General features: G+C 72.2%; 10 protein-coding genes and 1 pseudogene. 7 read left to right on the top strand and 4 right to left on the bottom strand.

Annotation, left to right across the window (positions count from 1 at the left end; translation table 11 throughout):
- The first annotated feature begins 86 nt into the window (after positions 1-86).
- Positions 87-1,229 (top strand): acyl-CoA dehydrogenase family protein, encoded by a 1,143-nt coding sequence (locus C8D89_RS12455; protein ID WP_116708421.1) that lies wholly within the window; start codon positions 87-89, stop codon positions 1,227-1,229.
- A 5-nt stretch (positions 1,230-1,234) separates the two neighbouring features.
- On the top strand, positions 1,235-2,275 hold the full coding sequence (locus C8D89_RS12450) for an LLM class F420-dependent oxidoreductase (RefSeq protein WP_116708543.1): 1,041 nt from the start codon (positions 1,235-1,237) through the stop codon (positions 2,273-2,275).
- A gap of 33 nt (positions 2,276-2,308) precedes the next feature.
- On the opposite strand, the gene C8D89_RS12445 is transcribed toward C8D89_RS12450, so the two are convergent.
- The 4 genes and pseudogenes from C8D89_RS12445 to C8D89_RS12430 all read right to left on the bottom strand — a co-directional run.
- Positions 2,309-2,956, bottom strand: coding sequence for a TetR/AcrR family transcriptional regulator (locus C8D89_RS12445; RefSeq protein ID WP_116708420.1), 648 nt, complete (start codon positions 2,954-2,956; stop codon positions 2,309-2,311).
- A 64-nt stretch (positions 2,957-3,020) separates the two neighbouring features.
- Positions 3,021-3,608, bottom strand: coding sequence for a TetR/AcrR family transcriptional regulator (locus C8D89_RS12440; protein ID WP_116708419.1), 588 nt, complete (start codon positions 3,606-3,608; stop codon positions 3,021-3,023).
- Positions 3,605-4,312 carry an acetoacetate decarboxylase family protein gene (locus tag C8D89_RS12435; protein ID WP_207787190.1) on the bottom strand — a complete coding sequence of 236 codons (708 nt, stop codon included), beginning with the start codon at positions 4,310-4,312 and terminating at the stop codon, positions 3,605-3,607. Before C8D89_RS12435 ends, C8D89_RS12440 begins: the two co-directional genes overlap by 4 nt.
- Positions 4,309-4,596: pseudogene (locus C8D89_RS12430) on the bottom strand (GMC oxidoreductase); the annotation flags it as partial. The gene C8D89_RS12435 and the pseudogene C8D89_RS12430, both read right to left, overlap by 4 nt.
- 199 nt (positions 4,597-4,795) lie before the next feature.
- Between C8D89_RS12430 and C8D89_RS12425 the strand changes: the two are divergent.
- The 5 genes from C8D89_RS12425 to C8D89_RS12405 all read left to right on the top strand — a co-directional run bounded on the left by C8D89_RS12425 (position 4,796) and on the right by C8D89_RS12405 (position 14,853).
- Positions 4,796-6,016, top strand: a complete 1,221-nt coding sequence (locus C8D89_RS12425; protein ID WP_116708418.1) for an acetyl-CoA C-acetyltransferase — start codon at positions 4,796-4,798, stop codon at positions 6,014-6,016.
- Positions 6,017-6,074: 58 nt separating this feature from the next.
- Positions 6,075-8,231: a 3-hydroxyacyl-CoA dehydrogenase NAD-binding domain-containing protein gene (locus C8D89_RS12420; protein ID WP_116708541.1), complete on the top strand. Its 2,157-nt coding sequence runs from the start codon at positions 6,075-6,077 to the stop codon at positions 8,229-8,231.
- 291 nt (positions 8,232-8,522) lie between these two features.
- Positions 8,523-9,191, top strand: coding sequence for a DUF1326 domain-containing protein (locus C8D89_RS12415; protein ID WP_165825675.1), 669 nt, complete (start codon positions 8,523-8,525; stop codon positions 9,189-9,191).
- Positions 9,192-9,205: 14 nt separating this feature from the next.
- A complete protein-coding gene (locus C8D89_RS12410) occupies positions 9,206-9,997 on the top strand; it encodes a DUF2182 domain-containing protein (RefSeq protein WP_116708416.1) in 792 nt (263 codons plus the stop codon).
- 23 nt (positions 9,998-10,020) lie between these two features.
- On the top strand, positions 10,021-14,853 hold the full coding sequence (locus tag C8D89_RS12405; RefSeq protein WP_116708415.1) for a multicopper oxidase domain-containing protein: 4,833 nt from the start codon (positions 10,021-10,023) through the stop codon (positions 14,851-14,853).
- Positions 14,854-14,959 lie beyond the last annotated feature (106 nt).

Genomic DNA, 14,959 nt, shown 5'->3' with positions numbered 1-14,959 from the left:
AAGAGTCAGGGTTGACTGTTACCGGCCGGTGCGGCCACGCTGGTCCTCACCTGCACGAGCACGTCCCCACGAGGAGGGGCCACCCGGTGGAGCGCACGATCTTCTCCGACGAGCACACCGACTTCCGGCAGATGGTCCGGGACTTCCTGGAGAAGGAGGCGGTCCCGCACCACCCCGAGTGGGAGAAGCAGGGCCACGTCAGCCGCGAGGTCTGGCTGGCCGCGGGCAAGACCGGCCTGCTGGCCATGGACGCCCCCGAGGAGTACGGCGGCGGCGGGACGCCCGATCTGCGCTTCCAGTGGATCGTCACCGAGGAGGTCGCGCGCGCCGGCACCAGCGGGCTCGGCTTCACGCTGCACAACGACGTGGTGGCGCCCTACCTCATCGAGCTGACCACCGACGAGCAGAAGCAGCGCTGGCTGCCGCGCTTCTGCACCGGCGAGATGATCTCGGCGATCGCCATGACCGAGCCCGGCACCGGCTCGGACCTGCAGGGCATACAGACCCGCGCGGTGCGCGACGGCGACGAGTGGGTGATCAACGGTCAGAAGACCTTCATCACCAACGGCATCATGAGCGACCTGGTGATCGTGGTCTGCAAGACCGACCCCGACGCCGGGGCCCACGGCTTCAGCCTCATCGTCGTCGAGCGCGACACCCCGGGCTTCGAGCGCGGCCGCAACCTCGAGAAGATCGGCATGTCGGCCCAGGACACCGCGGAGCTGTCGTTCACCGACGTCCGCGTGCCCGCGTCGAACCTCCTCGGCGAAGAGGGCAAGGGCTTCATCTACCTGATGCAGAACCTGCCCCGCGAGCGCCTGTCCATCGCCGTGGCGGCCATCGCCGGCGCCGAGAAGGTCCTCGAGGAGACGATCACCTATGTCAAGGAGCGCACGGCGTTCGGCAAGCCGATCGCGAAGCTCCAGACCGTCCGGTTCTCCGTCGCCGAGATGGCGACCAAGCTTGCCGTCACCCGGCAGTTCGTCGACCGCTGCATCACCGAGCTCGGCGAGGGCAAGCTCGGGCCGGCCGACGCCTCGATGGCCAAGTACTGGGCCAGCGAGACGGCCAAGGAGGTCATCGACTCGTGCCTCCAGCTGCACGGTGGCTACGGGTACATGAAGGAGTACCCGGTGGCCAAGGCGTACCTCGACACCCGCGTCCAGACGATCTACGGCGGCACGACCGAGATCATGAAGGAGATCATCGGTCGCGTGGTGCTCGGATGAGCGCGATGCGGGTGGGCATGGGTCTCGCCTACGCGCAGGGCGGGTTCCGCGAGACCGTCGAGAAGCTCGTCGAGCTCGAGGAGATCGGGCTCGACGCCGTCAGCGTCGCCGAGCTGTACAGCTTCGACGCGGTCAGCCAGCTCGGCTACCTCGCGGCGCGCACCTCGCGGGTGCAGATCGAGTCCGGCATAGTCCAGATCTACACGCGGACGCCGTCGCTGACGGCGATGACCGCGGCCGGCCTCGACCACGTGTCGGACGGGCGCTTCGTCCTCGGCATGGGCGCCTCGGGGCCGCAGGTCATCGAGGGCTTCCACGGCGTGCGCTACGACGCCCCGGTGGGGCGCACGCGGGAGATCGTGGAGATCTGCCGCAAGATCTGGCGCCGGGAGCGGCTCGAGTACGCGGGCAAGTACTACACGGTGCCGCTGCCCGCCGACCAGGGCACGGGCCTGGGCAAGCCACTGAAGATCATCAATCACCCGGTGCGCGCACAGATCCCGGTCATGCTCGCGGCGCTCGGGCCGAAGAACGTCGAGACCGCCGCCGAGCTGGCGGAGATCTGGGAGCCGATCTGGTTCCACCCGGGCAAGGCGCACGAGGTCTGGGGCCCGTCGCTGGAGGCCGGCAATGCCAAGCGGGACCCGTCGCTGGGCGAGCTGCAGATCTCGGTCAACGTGCCGTTCGCGGTCGGCCCCGGGGCGGGCGAGCTGCGCGAGCACGTCCGCCCGCAGCTCGCGCTCTACGTCGGGGGGATGGGCGCGAAGGACCAGAACTTCTACGCCCGGCTCGCCGCCCGCTACGGCTTCGCCGACGAGGCGTCGGAGATCCAGGACCTCTACCTCGCGGGCCGCAAGGAGGAGGCGGCCGAGAAGGTGCCCGAGGAGCTGGTGCACGCCGTGTCGCTCATCGGCAGCGAGGACGAGGTCGCCGAGCAGGTCCGCGAGTTCGCCGCGGCCGGGGTCACGCAGCTCAACATCCAGCCGCTGGACCCCGACCACGACGCGGTGAAGTCGTCGCTGGAGACGCTGAAGTCGCTGCTGTGAGCCCGCTGCAGGTGAGCCCCCCTGCTGCGCGCCCTACGCGTCGGACCCGCCCTCGGGCATGAGCAGCACCCGCGCGAGCTGCTTCCACTGCGCGAGGTGCGGGTCCGTCTGCGGGTCGCGGGGATCGAAGCCGTAGGTCAGCGCGACCCCGCGCATGCTGGTCAGCAGCGTCTCGCGCAGCAGCGCGGCGCGCTGGGGCTCGGCGTAGTCCTCGAAGAACGCGTCGACGGTCTGGCGGATCGCCGCGCCCAGGCGCCGCTCGGCGGGCAGCAGGGCCGACGCCAGCGCCGGGTCGGTCCGCGCCGCGGTCCACAGCTCGACCGAGGCCCAGAAGTAGGCCTGCTGGTAGGTCCACCACATGACCTCGACGGCGCGGTCGAGACGGGTGCCGGGGTCGACGTCGGCGTCGGGCAGGTCGGCGTGCGCGAGGCCGTCCTCGGCGAACCGGCTGGTCGCGAGGTGCTGCGCCGCGGCGACGAGGAGGTTCTCCTTCGACGGGAAGTGGTGCAGCAGCCGCCCCCGCGAGACCCCGGCGCGGTTCTGGATGGTCAGCGTCGTCGTACCGGCGTAGCCCGACTCGACGAGGCACGCGACCGCCGCATCGAGGATGCGGGTGCGGCTGTCGGAGGTCCGCTGCTCGCGGGACCGCCGCTCCGGCTCGGCGGCCGAACGGGTGCTCACGCTGACGCCTCCCTCCCCCGTGCCGTGCGGTGCCCTGCGATCGTGCCGTCGCGAACGCGGACGGTCAAACCTGACTGTCGCGGCGCAGCACGCTCAGGAGCACGTCGACGAGGAGCGCCCGCGTGCCGGCGCGGTCGAGCGTGCCGCGCACCAACCACTCCCGGGACGCGGAGCGCACGAGACCGAAGAACGACCGGACCCGCGCGCGGTAGGGGTCGTCGGGCGCGTCGGGCGCGAGGGCGGCGAGCACGCGGTCGGCGGCGATCTCGTCGGCCTCGGCCAGGATCGCGTCGACGTCGATGTCGCCGGCCGCGCCGGTGCCCACCGAGAGCCACAGCCCGCGGTGCCGCTCGACGGCGTCGAGGAACCAGTCGACCGCCGCGCCGGCGCGCACGTCCACGGTGCCCGGGGGGAGCTCGGAGACCGCGACCTCGGGGATCGTCGTCAGCCGGCGCACCACCTCGAGGTAGAGCGCGCGCTTGGTGCCGAAGTAGTGGTTGATGAGCCCGCGGGCGACGCCGGCCTCGCGGGCGAGGTCGGTGGTCGAGACCGCGGCGTACGGGTGCTCGGCGAACAGCCGCAACGCGCCGGCGACGATCTCCTCGCGCCGCGCGTCGGGATCGAGGCGCCGGCCCCGGACCGGGGCGCTCATCGGCGTGTCGCCGCACCGAGGATGTGGCGATCCTGGCGTCTGGTGCCAGCAAAGCCGCATTGCTCGTCGATCGCGCGGTCGTGCGGCGTCATGCCGAAGAGCATGGCGAAGTCGTGCAGGGTCGCCGAGAGCACGGGGCGGCGGCCGGCGAGGAAGCGCAGGGGCCCGTCGGGGTCGAACGTCCAGTCCGCGTGCAGCAGCCCGAGCCCGTTGCGGCTCGCCACCGGGCTCTCGATCCGCGCGCCGTCGCGGTCCTGGGCCAGCGTGAACCGCACGCGCGGGCGCCCGGGCAGGCGGGCGCCGCGGGTCAGCACCGCGCTCGCGGCGGGCCGGTCGGCGCCCTCGAGGGTCATCGCGGGCCGGCCCTCGGCGAGGCCGGCGAACGTCGCCAGGTCCTTGGGGATGCCCCACAGCTCCCGCCCGCCGTCCCGCGAGGCCGGGCTGTCCACCCAGATGGCGACGACGTGCGGGCGCACGCGGGCGCCCACGCGACCGGCGACCGCGACGAGCAGCTCGTGGTAGCTCAGCATGCCGCCCTCGGCGTAGTCGACCCACGCGGCACCGACGGGCGTGCGCCCGCCGATGACGAGCGGGCGCCAGCCGTCGGGCCAGGTCGCGGCGGGCAGCTCCTCGGGGGGCACGAGGAACGTCGACAGGTCCATCCGACCGGCGAGCGTCCAGGGCTCGGGCGGGTAGGTGGTCACGTGCGCGCTCCGATCCTCGGGTCCGGCAGGTCGATCGTCCTCGCGGTCCGCAGGGCGGCCGGGGCGTCCGCGGGCACCGCGGGGCGGTGCGGCGCGACGGGGTCGAGGCGCCGGTAGGGCTCGCCGGGCGCGGGCCGCGGATCGGGCTCGCCGCGGTTGGGCCACAGCGACATCGCCCGCTCGGCGAGCGCGGTGATCGTCAGTGACGGGTTCACGCCCAGGTTGGCCGGGATCGTCGAGCCGTCGACGACGTGGACGCCCGGGTGCCCGTGCAGGCGGTGGTAGAGCCCACCACCAGCACGTCGTAGTCCGGCTCACCCACGGGCCACAGCCTCACCGCTCGTTGGCAGCGTGTCAACGACACTCCGCGCACGCTACCGGGGAGTAACGCCGAGGTCGGGCGCACGTTGACACGTGGGCGAAACAGTCCATCATGACTGTTGAGAGCAGTCGGCTCACACCCGCGCGAAGGGACCCCCACCCGTGACCTCCTCTGCGTCCGAGGCATTCATCTACGACGCCCTCCGCACCCCGCGCGGCCGGGGCAAGGCGAGCGGGTCGCTGCACGCGACCAAGCCGGTGTCGCTGGTCGTCGGCCTGATCGACGAGCTGCGCAAGCGCAACCCCTCCCTGGACCCCGACCGCATCGAGGACGTCGTCCTCGGCTGCGTGACGCCCATCGGCGACCAGGGCGGCGACATCGCCAAGACCGCGGCCATCGCGGCGGGCCTGCCCGACCACGTCGGCGGCGTCCAGCTCAACCGCTTCTGCGCCTCCGGGCTCGAGGCCGTCAACCAGGCCTCGCAGCGCGTGCGCTCCGGCTGGGAGGACCTCATCCTCGCCGGCGGCGTCGAGTCGATGTCCCGCGTCCCCATGGCCTCCGACGGCGGCGCCTGGGCGATGGACCCGGAGACGAACTTCAAGACCTCGTTCGTGCCGCAGGGCATCGGGGCCGACCTCATCGCCACCCTCGAGGGCTTCAGCCGCGAGGACGTCGACGCCTACGCGGTCGAGTCGCAGACCCGCGCCGCGAAGTCGCAGGCCGACGGGGCGTTCGACCGCTCGATCGTCCCGGTGGTCGACCGCAACGGCCTGGTGGTGCTCGACCACGACGAGCACGTCCGCGAGACCACCATGGAGAGCCTCGGCGGGCTCAAGCCCTCGTTCGCCGGCATCGGCGACATGGGCGGCTTCGACGCGGTCGCGCTCCAGAAGTACCACTGGGTCGAGAAGATCGACCACGTCCACCACGCGGGCAACAGCTCCGGCATCGTCGACGGCGCCGCCCTGGTGCTGCTCGGCACCGAGGAGGCCGGCAGGCAGAACGGCCTCACCCCGCGCGGGCGCGTCGTCGCCACCGCCGTCTCCGGCGCCGACCCGACGATCATGCTGACCGGCCCGACGCCGGCGTGCGAGAAGGTCCTGGCCAAGGCCGGCATGACCACCGCCGACATCGATCTCCTCGAGATCAACGAGGCGTTCGCCGCCGTGCCGATGAAGCTGATGCGCGACCTGGGCTTCCCGCACGAGCGCACCAACGTCGCCGGCGGCGCCATCGCGCTGGGCCACCCGCTGGGCGCCACCGGCGCGATGATCCTGGGCACCGTCCTCGACGAGCTCGAGCGCCGCGACCTGCGTCGCGCGCTGGTCACGCTGTGCATCGGCGGCGGCATGGGCGTCGCCACCATCATCGAGCGCGTCTGACGCTCCCCGGAACGACACCGACCAGACCGTAGGAGCGATCACAGCAGTGTCCGACAACATGTTCCGGTGGGAGGCCGACGGCGACGGCATCGTCACCCTGACGATGGACGACCCCGACGCTTCGGCCAACACGATGAACCAGCGCTTCGGCGACGACCTCGCCGCCACGCTGGACCGCCTCGAGAGCGAGAAGGACTCGATCACCGGCGTCGTGCTGACCTCGGCGAAGAAGACGTTCTTCGCCGGCGGCAACCTCGACGACCTCGTCAAGTACACCCGCGCCGACGCGCAGAAGGTCTTCGACCAGACGCAGGGGATCAAGAGGCTGCTGCGGCGGCTCGAGACCCTGGGCCGGCCGGTCGTCGCCGCCGTCAACGGCGCCGCCCTCGGCGGCGGGCTCGAGATCGCGCTGGCCTGCCACCACCGCATCGCCCTCGACGCGAAGGGCTCGAAGATCGGGCTCCCCGAGGTGACCCTCGGCCTGCTGCCCGGCGGTGGCGGCGTCGTGCGCGTCGTGCGCCTGCTCGGCCTGGCCGACGGCCTGATGAACGTGCTGCTGCAGGGCCAGCAGCGCAACCCGAGGGCCGCGCTCGAGGCCGGTCTCGTGCACGAGGTCGTCGACACCCCCGACGAGCTCGTCACGCGCGCGAAGCAGTGGGTGAAGGACAACCCCGAGGCCGTGCAGCCGTGGGACGAGAAGGGCTACAAGATCCCCGGCGGCACGCCGTCGACGCCGAAGTTCGCCGCCAACCTCCCCGCGTTCCCGGCCAACCTGCGCAAGCAGCTCAAGAACGCCCCGATGCCGGCGCCGTACAACATCATGTGCGCCGCGGTCGAGGGCTCGCAGGTCGACATCGACAACGCCGCGCAGATCGAGTCGCGCTACTTCGCCGACCTCGCCTGCGGGCAGGTGTCGACGAACATGACGCGCGCCTTCTTCTTCGACCTGCAGGCCATCAACAAGGGCGCGTCGCGCCCCGACGGGTACGAGAAGCACACGGCCCGCAAGGTGGTCGTCCTCGGCGCCGGGATGATGGGCGCGGGCATCGCCTACTCCTGCGCGATGGCGGGCCTGGAGGTCGTGCTCAAGGACGTCAGCAGTGAGAACGCCGAGAAGGGCAAGGCGTACTCGCAGAAGCTCCTGGACAAGGCCGTCTCGCGCGGGAAGCAGAGCCAGGAGAAGGCCGACGAGGTGCTCGCGCGTATCACCCCGACCGCCGACGCCTCGGCCGCCGCGGGCGCCGACCTCGTCATCGAGGCCGTCTTCGAGAGCCCGGACCTCAAGAAGCAGGTCTTCGCCGAGATCATGCCGCACCTCGCGCCCGACGCCGTGCTGGGCTCGAACACCTCGACGCTGCCGATCACGGGCCTCGCCGAGGGCGTCGACCGGCCCGAGGACTTCGTCGGGCTGCACTTCTTCTCGCCGGTCGACAAGATGCCCCTCCTGGAGATCATCCGCGGCGAGAGGACCAGCGACGCCACGCTGGCCAAGGCGATCGACATCGCGCTGCAGATCAAGAAGACCCCGATCGTCGTCTCCGACAGCCGCGGGTTCTTCACCAGCCGGGTCATCGGCACGTTCATCAACGAGGCCGTGGCCATGCTCGGCGAGGGCGCGGCGCCGTCGTCGATCGAGCAGGCCGGGTCGCAGGCCGGCTACCCGGCGCCGCCGCTGCAGCTGATGGACGAGCTGACGCTCACGCTGCCGCAGAAGATCCGTCAGGAGACCCGCCGCGGCGTGGAGGAGGCCGGCGGCACGTGGACGCCGCACCCCTCCGAGGCGATCATCGACCGTATGGTCGAGCTCGGCCGCAAGGGCCGCTCGTCGGGCGCCGGGTTCTACGAGTACGACGAGTCGGGCAAGCGCACGCGCCTGTGGCAGGGTCTGTCCGAGGAGTTCGGTGCGGCCCGGGGCGACCTGCCCTTCGAGGACATGCAGGAGCGCATGCTCTTCGCCGAGGCCCTCGAGACCGTGAAGTGCTTCGACGAGGGTGTCCTGCACACCATCGCCGACGCGAACATCGGCTCGATCATGGGTATCGGCTTCCCGGCCTGGACCGGCGGCGTGGCCCAGTACATCGACGGCTACCCCGGCGGCCTGCCCGGGTTCGTCGAGCGTGCCCGCATCCTCGCCAAGGCCTACGGCGACCGCTTCCAGCCGCCGGCCTCGCTGGTGGAGAAGGCCGAGAAGGGCGAGTCGCTGCGAGGAGAGTGAGCGTGGTGGCGTAGCCCGGCCCGTCCCGACCGAGGGCACCTCCGCTCGATCCCTCGAGCGGAGGTGCCCTTTCGTGTGTCCGCGACGACCTGTCCGATGCGTGCCCGAACAAGCGGTCCCGGTGAGGGCCCGTCACGCGCGGAAACAGATCGCGTACGCGATGCGACATTGATCTGGCAATTCTCGGAATAGTCCCCCGATCGGCGCCTGGAACCACTCACTTCCCGCGCGCCACAATCGTCACGTCGTCGACGGTCAGGCATTGTCCGATCGGCTCCGGGGGGTCGACGCGTGAACTACGATTTCGAGGGTCTTTTCATCGAGGCCTGCGACTGTTTCGAACTGTGCCCGTGCTGGGTCGACGACCAGCCGGACGAAGGCCATTGCACGGGCCTCGTCGCCTGGGACCTGACCCGCGGCGAGATCGACGGTGTCGGGGTGGCGGGCACCAGGGTCGTCGCCGTCACCAGCCACGGAAGCGGGCGGCGCGATCGCGGCGCCACGACGGTCCTGCACGTCGACGCCGATGAAGCCGCACAGCAGCGGGTCCTGGAAGCCGCGTTCGCCCCCGACGAGGAGGGCCTCGCCGCCCGCGAGGATCCCCTCGCCGCTCTGTCGACCGTCAACGGCATCGTCCTCGAGACAATTTTCGATCAGCCCATCACGATCGAACAGAAGAATGGTTCCTGGACCGTCAGGGTGGGCAACGACGAGTGCGCGACGGTGCACGCCGAGGGCACGCCGATCACGTTCGAGGAAGAGTCGCACCCACTCACCCTGAACCATTCAGCACTTCATCACGAGCTGCAGATCAAGAACGAATCCGTGGCCCAGCGCAGTGAGTCGATCAGCCTCGCGGTCCCAGCCCTGCGCGGCGGCGGGTACATCGAGGCACGGGCGCGGTCGGGGATGTGCGGCGAGTTCCACTACCGCCATCCGCGCAACAGCGCCTCCGGCTGACAGGCGGACGTCCGATGTCGGTCCTGGCCCCACGCCGGACTCGCCGGGCCCCGACGCCCTCCGTCACCACGGCCGTGCTCGGTGTCGCCGCGGCCGCCTGGGTCGGGGTCGTCGTCAGCCATACCGGCGGGACACCGCACGCGCACCACGCCGACGCGCCCGCGGACGTCGCCGCCCTGCTGACGACCCTCGCGGGGTGGGCGCTCATGGTCCTGGCGATGATGCTGCCGCCCGCCCTTCCCCTCGTCGGTCTGCTCCGGGCGCTGCTGAGCCGACGAGGCCACGTGGCGTGGCGTCTCGCCGTGGCCCTCGCCGCGTTCGTCGGGGTGTGGCTCGCCGTGGGGGTCGTGCTCGTCACCGGCGGCTTCGTGATCGAGACCGTGCTCTCCGGCTCGGTCGCGCCCGCGACGCACCTGCGGGTCGCCGGAGGCCTCGTGGTCCTCGCCGGCGCCTACCAGTTCACCCCGGTCAAGAACGCCTGCCTGACCGCCTGCCGGACGCCGCGATGGTTCGCCCTGCGTTTCTGGGGGCGTCGCAGTCCGACACTCGACGCCGCCACGGTGGCGAGCGCCTACGGCGTCTCCTGCGTCGGCTGCTGCTGGGCGCTGATGCTCCTCTGCCTCGGCACGGGGGCGCTCGCGCTGCCCGTGATGGTCGTGCTGACCGCCGTCATGGCGGCCGAACGCCTCGTCCCCAGGGCGCACGTGATCGCCCGGACCACCGGCGTCGTCCTCCTCCTGCTCGGCACGGCGCTGCTCGCCGGCTTCCTTCCACCCGCTCTGGTCCACCCGCTCCTCGGCGCCTGACGCCGTACCCGTCGGAGGCCCCCATGTCCGTCCGCTCCTACGACGTCACGGCGCTCGAGTTCCCGATCGTCTACACCCACGACGGCGACCACGACCGCAACGGTCTGCTCTACGCGCCGAGCAGCGTCGTCCCGCTCCTGCGCTGGGTGCGCGACCAGTGGCGGCGCGACGATGAGTGGCTCCCCGAGGCGCACCGGCGGCGGCAGCTGATCACCATGCTGCTCGACGGCCTCGACCGCTACGAGGAGATGGAGCGGCTCCTGCGGACCACGCTCGCCGCCCACGCCGACCTCCTGGTGCATCGCGGCGAGGTGATCGCCGCCGACGCGGCCGAGGAGGCCCCCGACCCGTCCATCCGGCCCGGACGCCGCGAGATCGAGCAGCACTACCGGACGACGGTGAACGAGCTGACGTCGATCCTCGACGAGCTCACCGGCGGCGAGATCGACGAGGTCCACCGTGATCCGGAGGTCCGCCGGCGCTGGCGCTGGCGGTGGGGGTCCGCCCGTTCCGTCCTCGAGGACGCGATCGCGCAGCGCCTTGCCGGCATCCACAAGGAGTGGCTCGGCGAGCTTCCCCGGCTCCTGCGGGAGACCGGCCTCACCCGGCCGCAGCTCGAGCAGCTCGCCCTCAACGACGTCATCCCCTCCGTCGGTGCGCGGGCGACCTCGTACAACCGCGTCAACCCCCTGCGCCCACTCCCGGCGGCACGTCCACTCGTCCTGCGCGCCCGCGCCGGGGAGACGGTCGAGGTGACCCTCCGGAACGAGGTGCGGGGACGGCGGGTGGGCCTCCACCGTCAGGGCGCCGGGCTCGTCGGCGGCGTGCGCGAGGCCGACGGCGCACACGTGGGCGCCAACCCCGACACGACGGCAGCGACAGGTCGGACGATCACCTACCGGTGGAAGGCTGACACCGAGGGCGTGTGGCCGCTCAACGACCTCGCCGACGTCCGCGGCACCCAGGACGGGACGAACGCCCACGGCCTCTTCGGCGTGCTGCTCGTCGAGCCCGAGCAGGCCACCTGGCACGACCCGGTGACCGGCGACGACGTCACCGACTCCGACCTGGGCTGCGCCCTCGACGTGGACATCCACCGGAGGAGCGGTCAGGCCGCCACCGAGGAGTACGTCGACCTCGCGACCGACGGCGAGCGCTGGCGCCCGCACCGCGAGTTCACGATCTTCATCCACGACGAGCCCGAGGTGCACAGCGCGCTGCACATCGGAGGCGGCGAGCACACCGTGATGCCGCTGTCGTATCGCGCCGAGCCGATGCCGAACCGCCTCCCGCACCGGATGCGGGAGTACGCGGACCAGACCCGGAGGACCGGCAGCGCGGCGATCCCCGGCACGACGCCCTCCTCGAGTCCCCACGACCTGCGGGCGGTGAAGCGCGCGATCGACCCCCACACGCTCGCCGAGGAGTTCTGGATCGGGCGGCGCTCCGACGGCACGTGGATCGAGCGGGTGGCCGGCGAGGAGCAGCACCACAGCTCCTGGCTCTTCGGCGACCCCGCGACACCGATCCTGCGGGCCTACCGCGGCGACCCCTGCCGGGTGCGGCTGGTGCATGCCGGCGTCAAGGAGACCCACGTCTTCCACCTGCACGTCCACCAGTGGCATGCGATCCCGACCGACACCGCCGCCCCGAGCGCGTGGCGCCCGGGCGCGGAGCGCGGCTCGCAGCTGCTCGACTCCATCTCCATCGGTCCCCAGGCCGGGTTCACGATCGACCCGCTCTACGGGTCCGGCAGCCGCCAGCACTCGTTCGGCGACATCATCTGGCACTGCCACCTCTACCCCCACTTCCACCACGGCATGTGGGGGCTGTGGCGCAGCTTCGACACGGTCGTGGACGGCGCGACGCCCCTTCCCGACGGCACGCCCTGCCCTGCGCTGAAGCCGCTGCCCGGGCGCGGGCCGGAGGACGCACCGCGTCCCGGCCACCCCGCCTTCCCCCTCCCGGCCGGACGCCGCGTCGGCTTCCCGTGGTTCGTCGACGCGGCCGTCCCGCAGAAGGCTCCGCCGCCCCCGGCCGCCGCCCCGGGTCAGGTCGGAGGGCGACGCCGGCTCCTCGAGCTCCCGCCCGCCTCGGCCGCCGAGACGGCGGCCTTCGCACCGGGCGCCGCCCAGCGACCGGGCGCGCCCTTCGTCGCCCTCGACACACAAGCACGCACATGGAACGCCACGGCGGGCGTCCCGGCCGCGAATCGCGTCATCTCCTACGACGTGGACGTCGCCGAGGAGCAGATCACCTACAACCGCATCGGCTGGCACGATCACCACGGCCACTTCTACGCGCTGCGCGGCGTCAGCACGGTCGTGAACGGTCGGCGCACGGAGCACCCGCTGCCGGTCGATCGCGATCCTCGCGAGCCGTTCTTCGTCCGGGCGAACCACGGCGACGTCGTCGAGCTCCGCCTGCACAACGAGCTCGGCACGATCGGCGCCGACCACTTCGACCTGACCCAGCTGCCCGTCGAGTGCGGCCTGCACGTCCACCTCGTGAAGTTCGACGTGCTCGCGGCCGACGGCTCCTCCACCGGCTGGAACTACCTCTCCGGAGCGAGCTGCCGCGAGGCGGTGCCGGGCGTGGGCGACGTCCCCCTGCCCGCCAACGTGAGCCTCCACCGGTGGGTGGTCGACGAGGAGTTCGGGCCCTGCTTCTTCCACGACCACCTGCTGGCGAACTACCGCCAGAAGCGGGGCCTCTTCGCCGCGCTGATCGCGGAGCCGCCCGGCGCCACCTGGGCACCCGGTCCCCCGCTGGTCCGCGCCCTCCCGAGGGCGGACGAGGTGGACGACGGGGACGACGAGTTCGACGAGAGCGCCCTCGGGAACAGTCCCGGCGGGGTCGCCTGGAGCGGGACGAGCGCCGTGGTGACCCCTCGCCGCGAGAGCGCGATCGGCGCCTTCCGCGAGGCCTGCCTCGGCATGGGCGACTTCGTCCCGCTCTACGACCGCGAGGAACGCCCGCTGAACCCGCCGGGCGAGCTCGGTGGCGACGACGACCCGGGCACGATGGCCGTCAACCATCGCTGTGCGCCCCTCACGGCGCGCGGTCCGGATCCGTCCGCCTGGTTTGCCACCGACCACGGACGTCGACGTCGTGCGGACCGGCCGGAACCCGGCCACGCCGGCGAGCTGACGCGCTCCTCCTGGCTGCGCGACCCCGAGACCCCGATCATCCCGACCTACCCCGGTGAGCGGCTGCGGATCCGCCTCATCCAGGGGAGTCACGAGGAGCAGCACAGCTTCGTCACCCACGGCCTGCGGTGGCGACGTGAGTGGCAGAAGACCGCATCGACGCTGGTCAACCAGCAGACGCTCGGCATCTCCGAGGCCTTCACCCTCGACGTCAACGGGGACGGGACGTCGCCGTACGGCGTGGGTGACCACCTCTGGCGCTTCAGCGCGATGGACGACCTGTGGCTGGGGTGCTGGGGCCTCGTCCGCGTCCTCGTGCCCGGCTCCGCACTCCCACGCCTCGACACGGACGAGGCCCTGTCGGAGCCGTTGGAGCGTCCTGGCCCCGGGGAGCGGTACCGCTGGTTCACCGTTCGCGCCCGACGCGTCGAGCACGAGTACGACGGCCGGCGGCTCACCGACCCCTACGGTCTCGTGTACGAGGTGCTCGCCCACGGTGAGACCACGCGGGGGGACGAGCGGGAGGACGAGCGGGAGGACGCCGACGGGACGGGCTCACCGTTCGCGCCGCCGGAGGTCCGTGAGCGCGGTGCCGAGCCCGTGGCGCACCCGTGGGTCGAGGGCGACTGGCGCGTCGGACCGGAGCCCCCGGACGACGCGCCCGAGCCCTTGGTCCTCCGGTGCCGGCCCGGCGAATGGGTGCGGGTCTGCCTCGTCAACGAGGTGAGGCTGCCCCGCGACGGCTTCGAGGCGCGGGACGGCTGGACGGGGCGCTACGAGGACCCGCTGCTCCCCCGCTTCGGCCCGGAGCCACACCCTCCGGCGCTGCCCCTCGACGAGAACCGGCGCACGGTCAGCCCCCGCGTCTCGCTGCACCCCGCGCTGCTGCGGTACGACGTCGTGGCCGACGACGGCGCCCACGTCGGCGCCAACCGTGACTCGACCGTGCGGCCTCTGCCGCTCGAGGACGACCACGGGCACGGACCCGACGACGGCGCGGTCGCCGACCATGACGGCCACGGGCACGACCGGCAGAACTGGCGCTGCTACTGGTGGTACGCGGACCCGGAGCTCGGCAAGGGCGTGGGGCAGGTCTGCTTCCTCCACGACATGGCCGACATCCGCAACCACCGGCACCACGGCCTCGTCGGCGCGCTCGTCGTCGAGCCCGAGGGGTGGGTGCCCGACGACTGGACGGGCACGCGGACGACCGTGCGCCGCCCTCACGGCGAGCACGGCGAGTCCGCGAACGAGCAGGTGCTCTTCTGGCAGGACGGCCTTCGGCACTACGCGTACGGCGACCTGACCTCACCCGTCGCGGACGTCGAGCCCGGCGACGACCCCGAGGACGCCGGCCAGAAGGGCATCAACTACCGGTGCCGTCCGGTCCATCCGCGGACCCGGCTCCACGACATCCCGCCGACACCCATGTGGGAGGCCCGGCAGGGCGACACGCTGTGGCTCCGGCTCGTCGGAGCGTGCGACAAGCCCAGGAACCACACGTTCACCGCCCACGGGCAGCAGTGGGCGATGGGGCCGTGGCTGGGCGGCACCTCGCCGCAGATCGGCGGCCTCTCGGGCCTCACCGCGGATGTCGTTCACGACATCGCCATGGCGGCGGGCCACCCGGGCGACCACGCCTACCGCAGCGGCGCCTTCCGCTGGGCCGTCACGCAGGGGATGTGGGGGTTCGTGAGGGTCCACTGACGAGGCGGGCGAGCGGAACGTCGGCTGACCGATGCCCGCCCACGGGACACCACTGCCCGTCGACCGGGCGGCGCGCCCGCTGGCGCGGGCGGGGGCCGCTCCCCAC

The sequence above is a fragment of the Actinomycetospora cinnamomea genome (genome assembly GCF_003096675.1).
Classification (GTDB): domain Bacteria; phylum Actinomycetota; class Actinomycetes; order Mycobacteriales; family Pseudonocardiaceae; genus Actinomycetospora; species Actinomycetospora cinnamomea.
The sequence above is the reverse complement of the archived record's forward strand: the minus strand, read 5'-3'. Positions and strand labels throughout refer to the sequence as shown.

Excerpts from the sequence above, each read along its gene's own strand:
- C8D89_RS12450 (WP_116708543.1), top strand. The coding sequence starts at position 1,235 with ATGCGGGTGGGCATGGGTCTCGCCTACGCGCAGGGCGGGTTCCGCGAG.
- C8D89_RS12440 (WP_116708419.1), bottom strand. The coding sequence starts at position 3,608 with ATGAGCGCCCCGGTCCGGGGCCGGCGCCTCGATCCCGACGCGCGGCGC.
- C8D89_RS12420 (WP_116708541.1), top strand. The coding sequence starts at position 6,075 with ATGTTCCGGTGGGAGGCCGACGGCGACGGCATCGTCACCCTGACGATG.
- C8D89_RS12410 (WP_116708416.1), top strand. The coding sequence starts at position 9,206 with ATGTCGGTCCTGGCCCCACGCCGGACTCGCCGGGCCCCGACGCCCTCC.
- C8D89_RS12405 (WP_116708415.1), top strand. The coding sequence starts at position 10,021 with ATGTCCGTCCGCTCCTACGACGTCACGGCGCTCGAGTTCCCGATCGTC.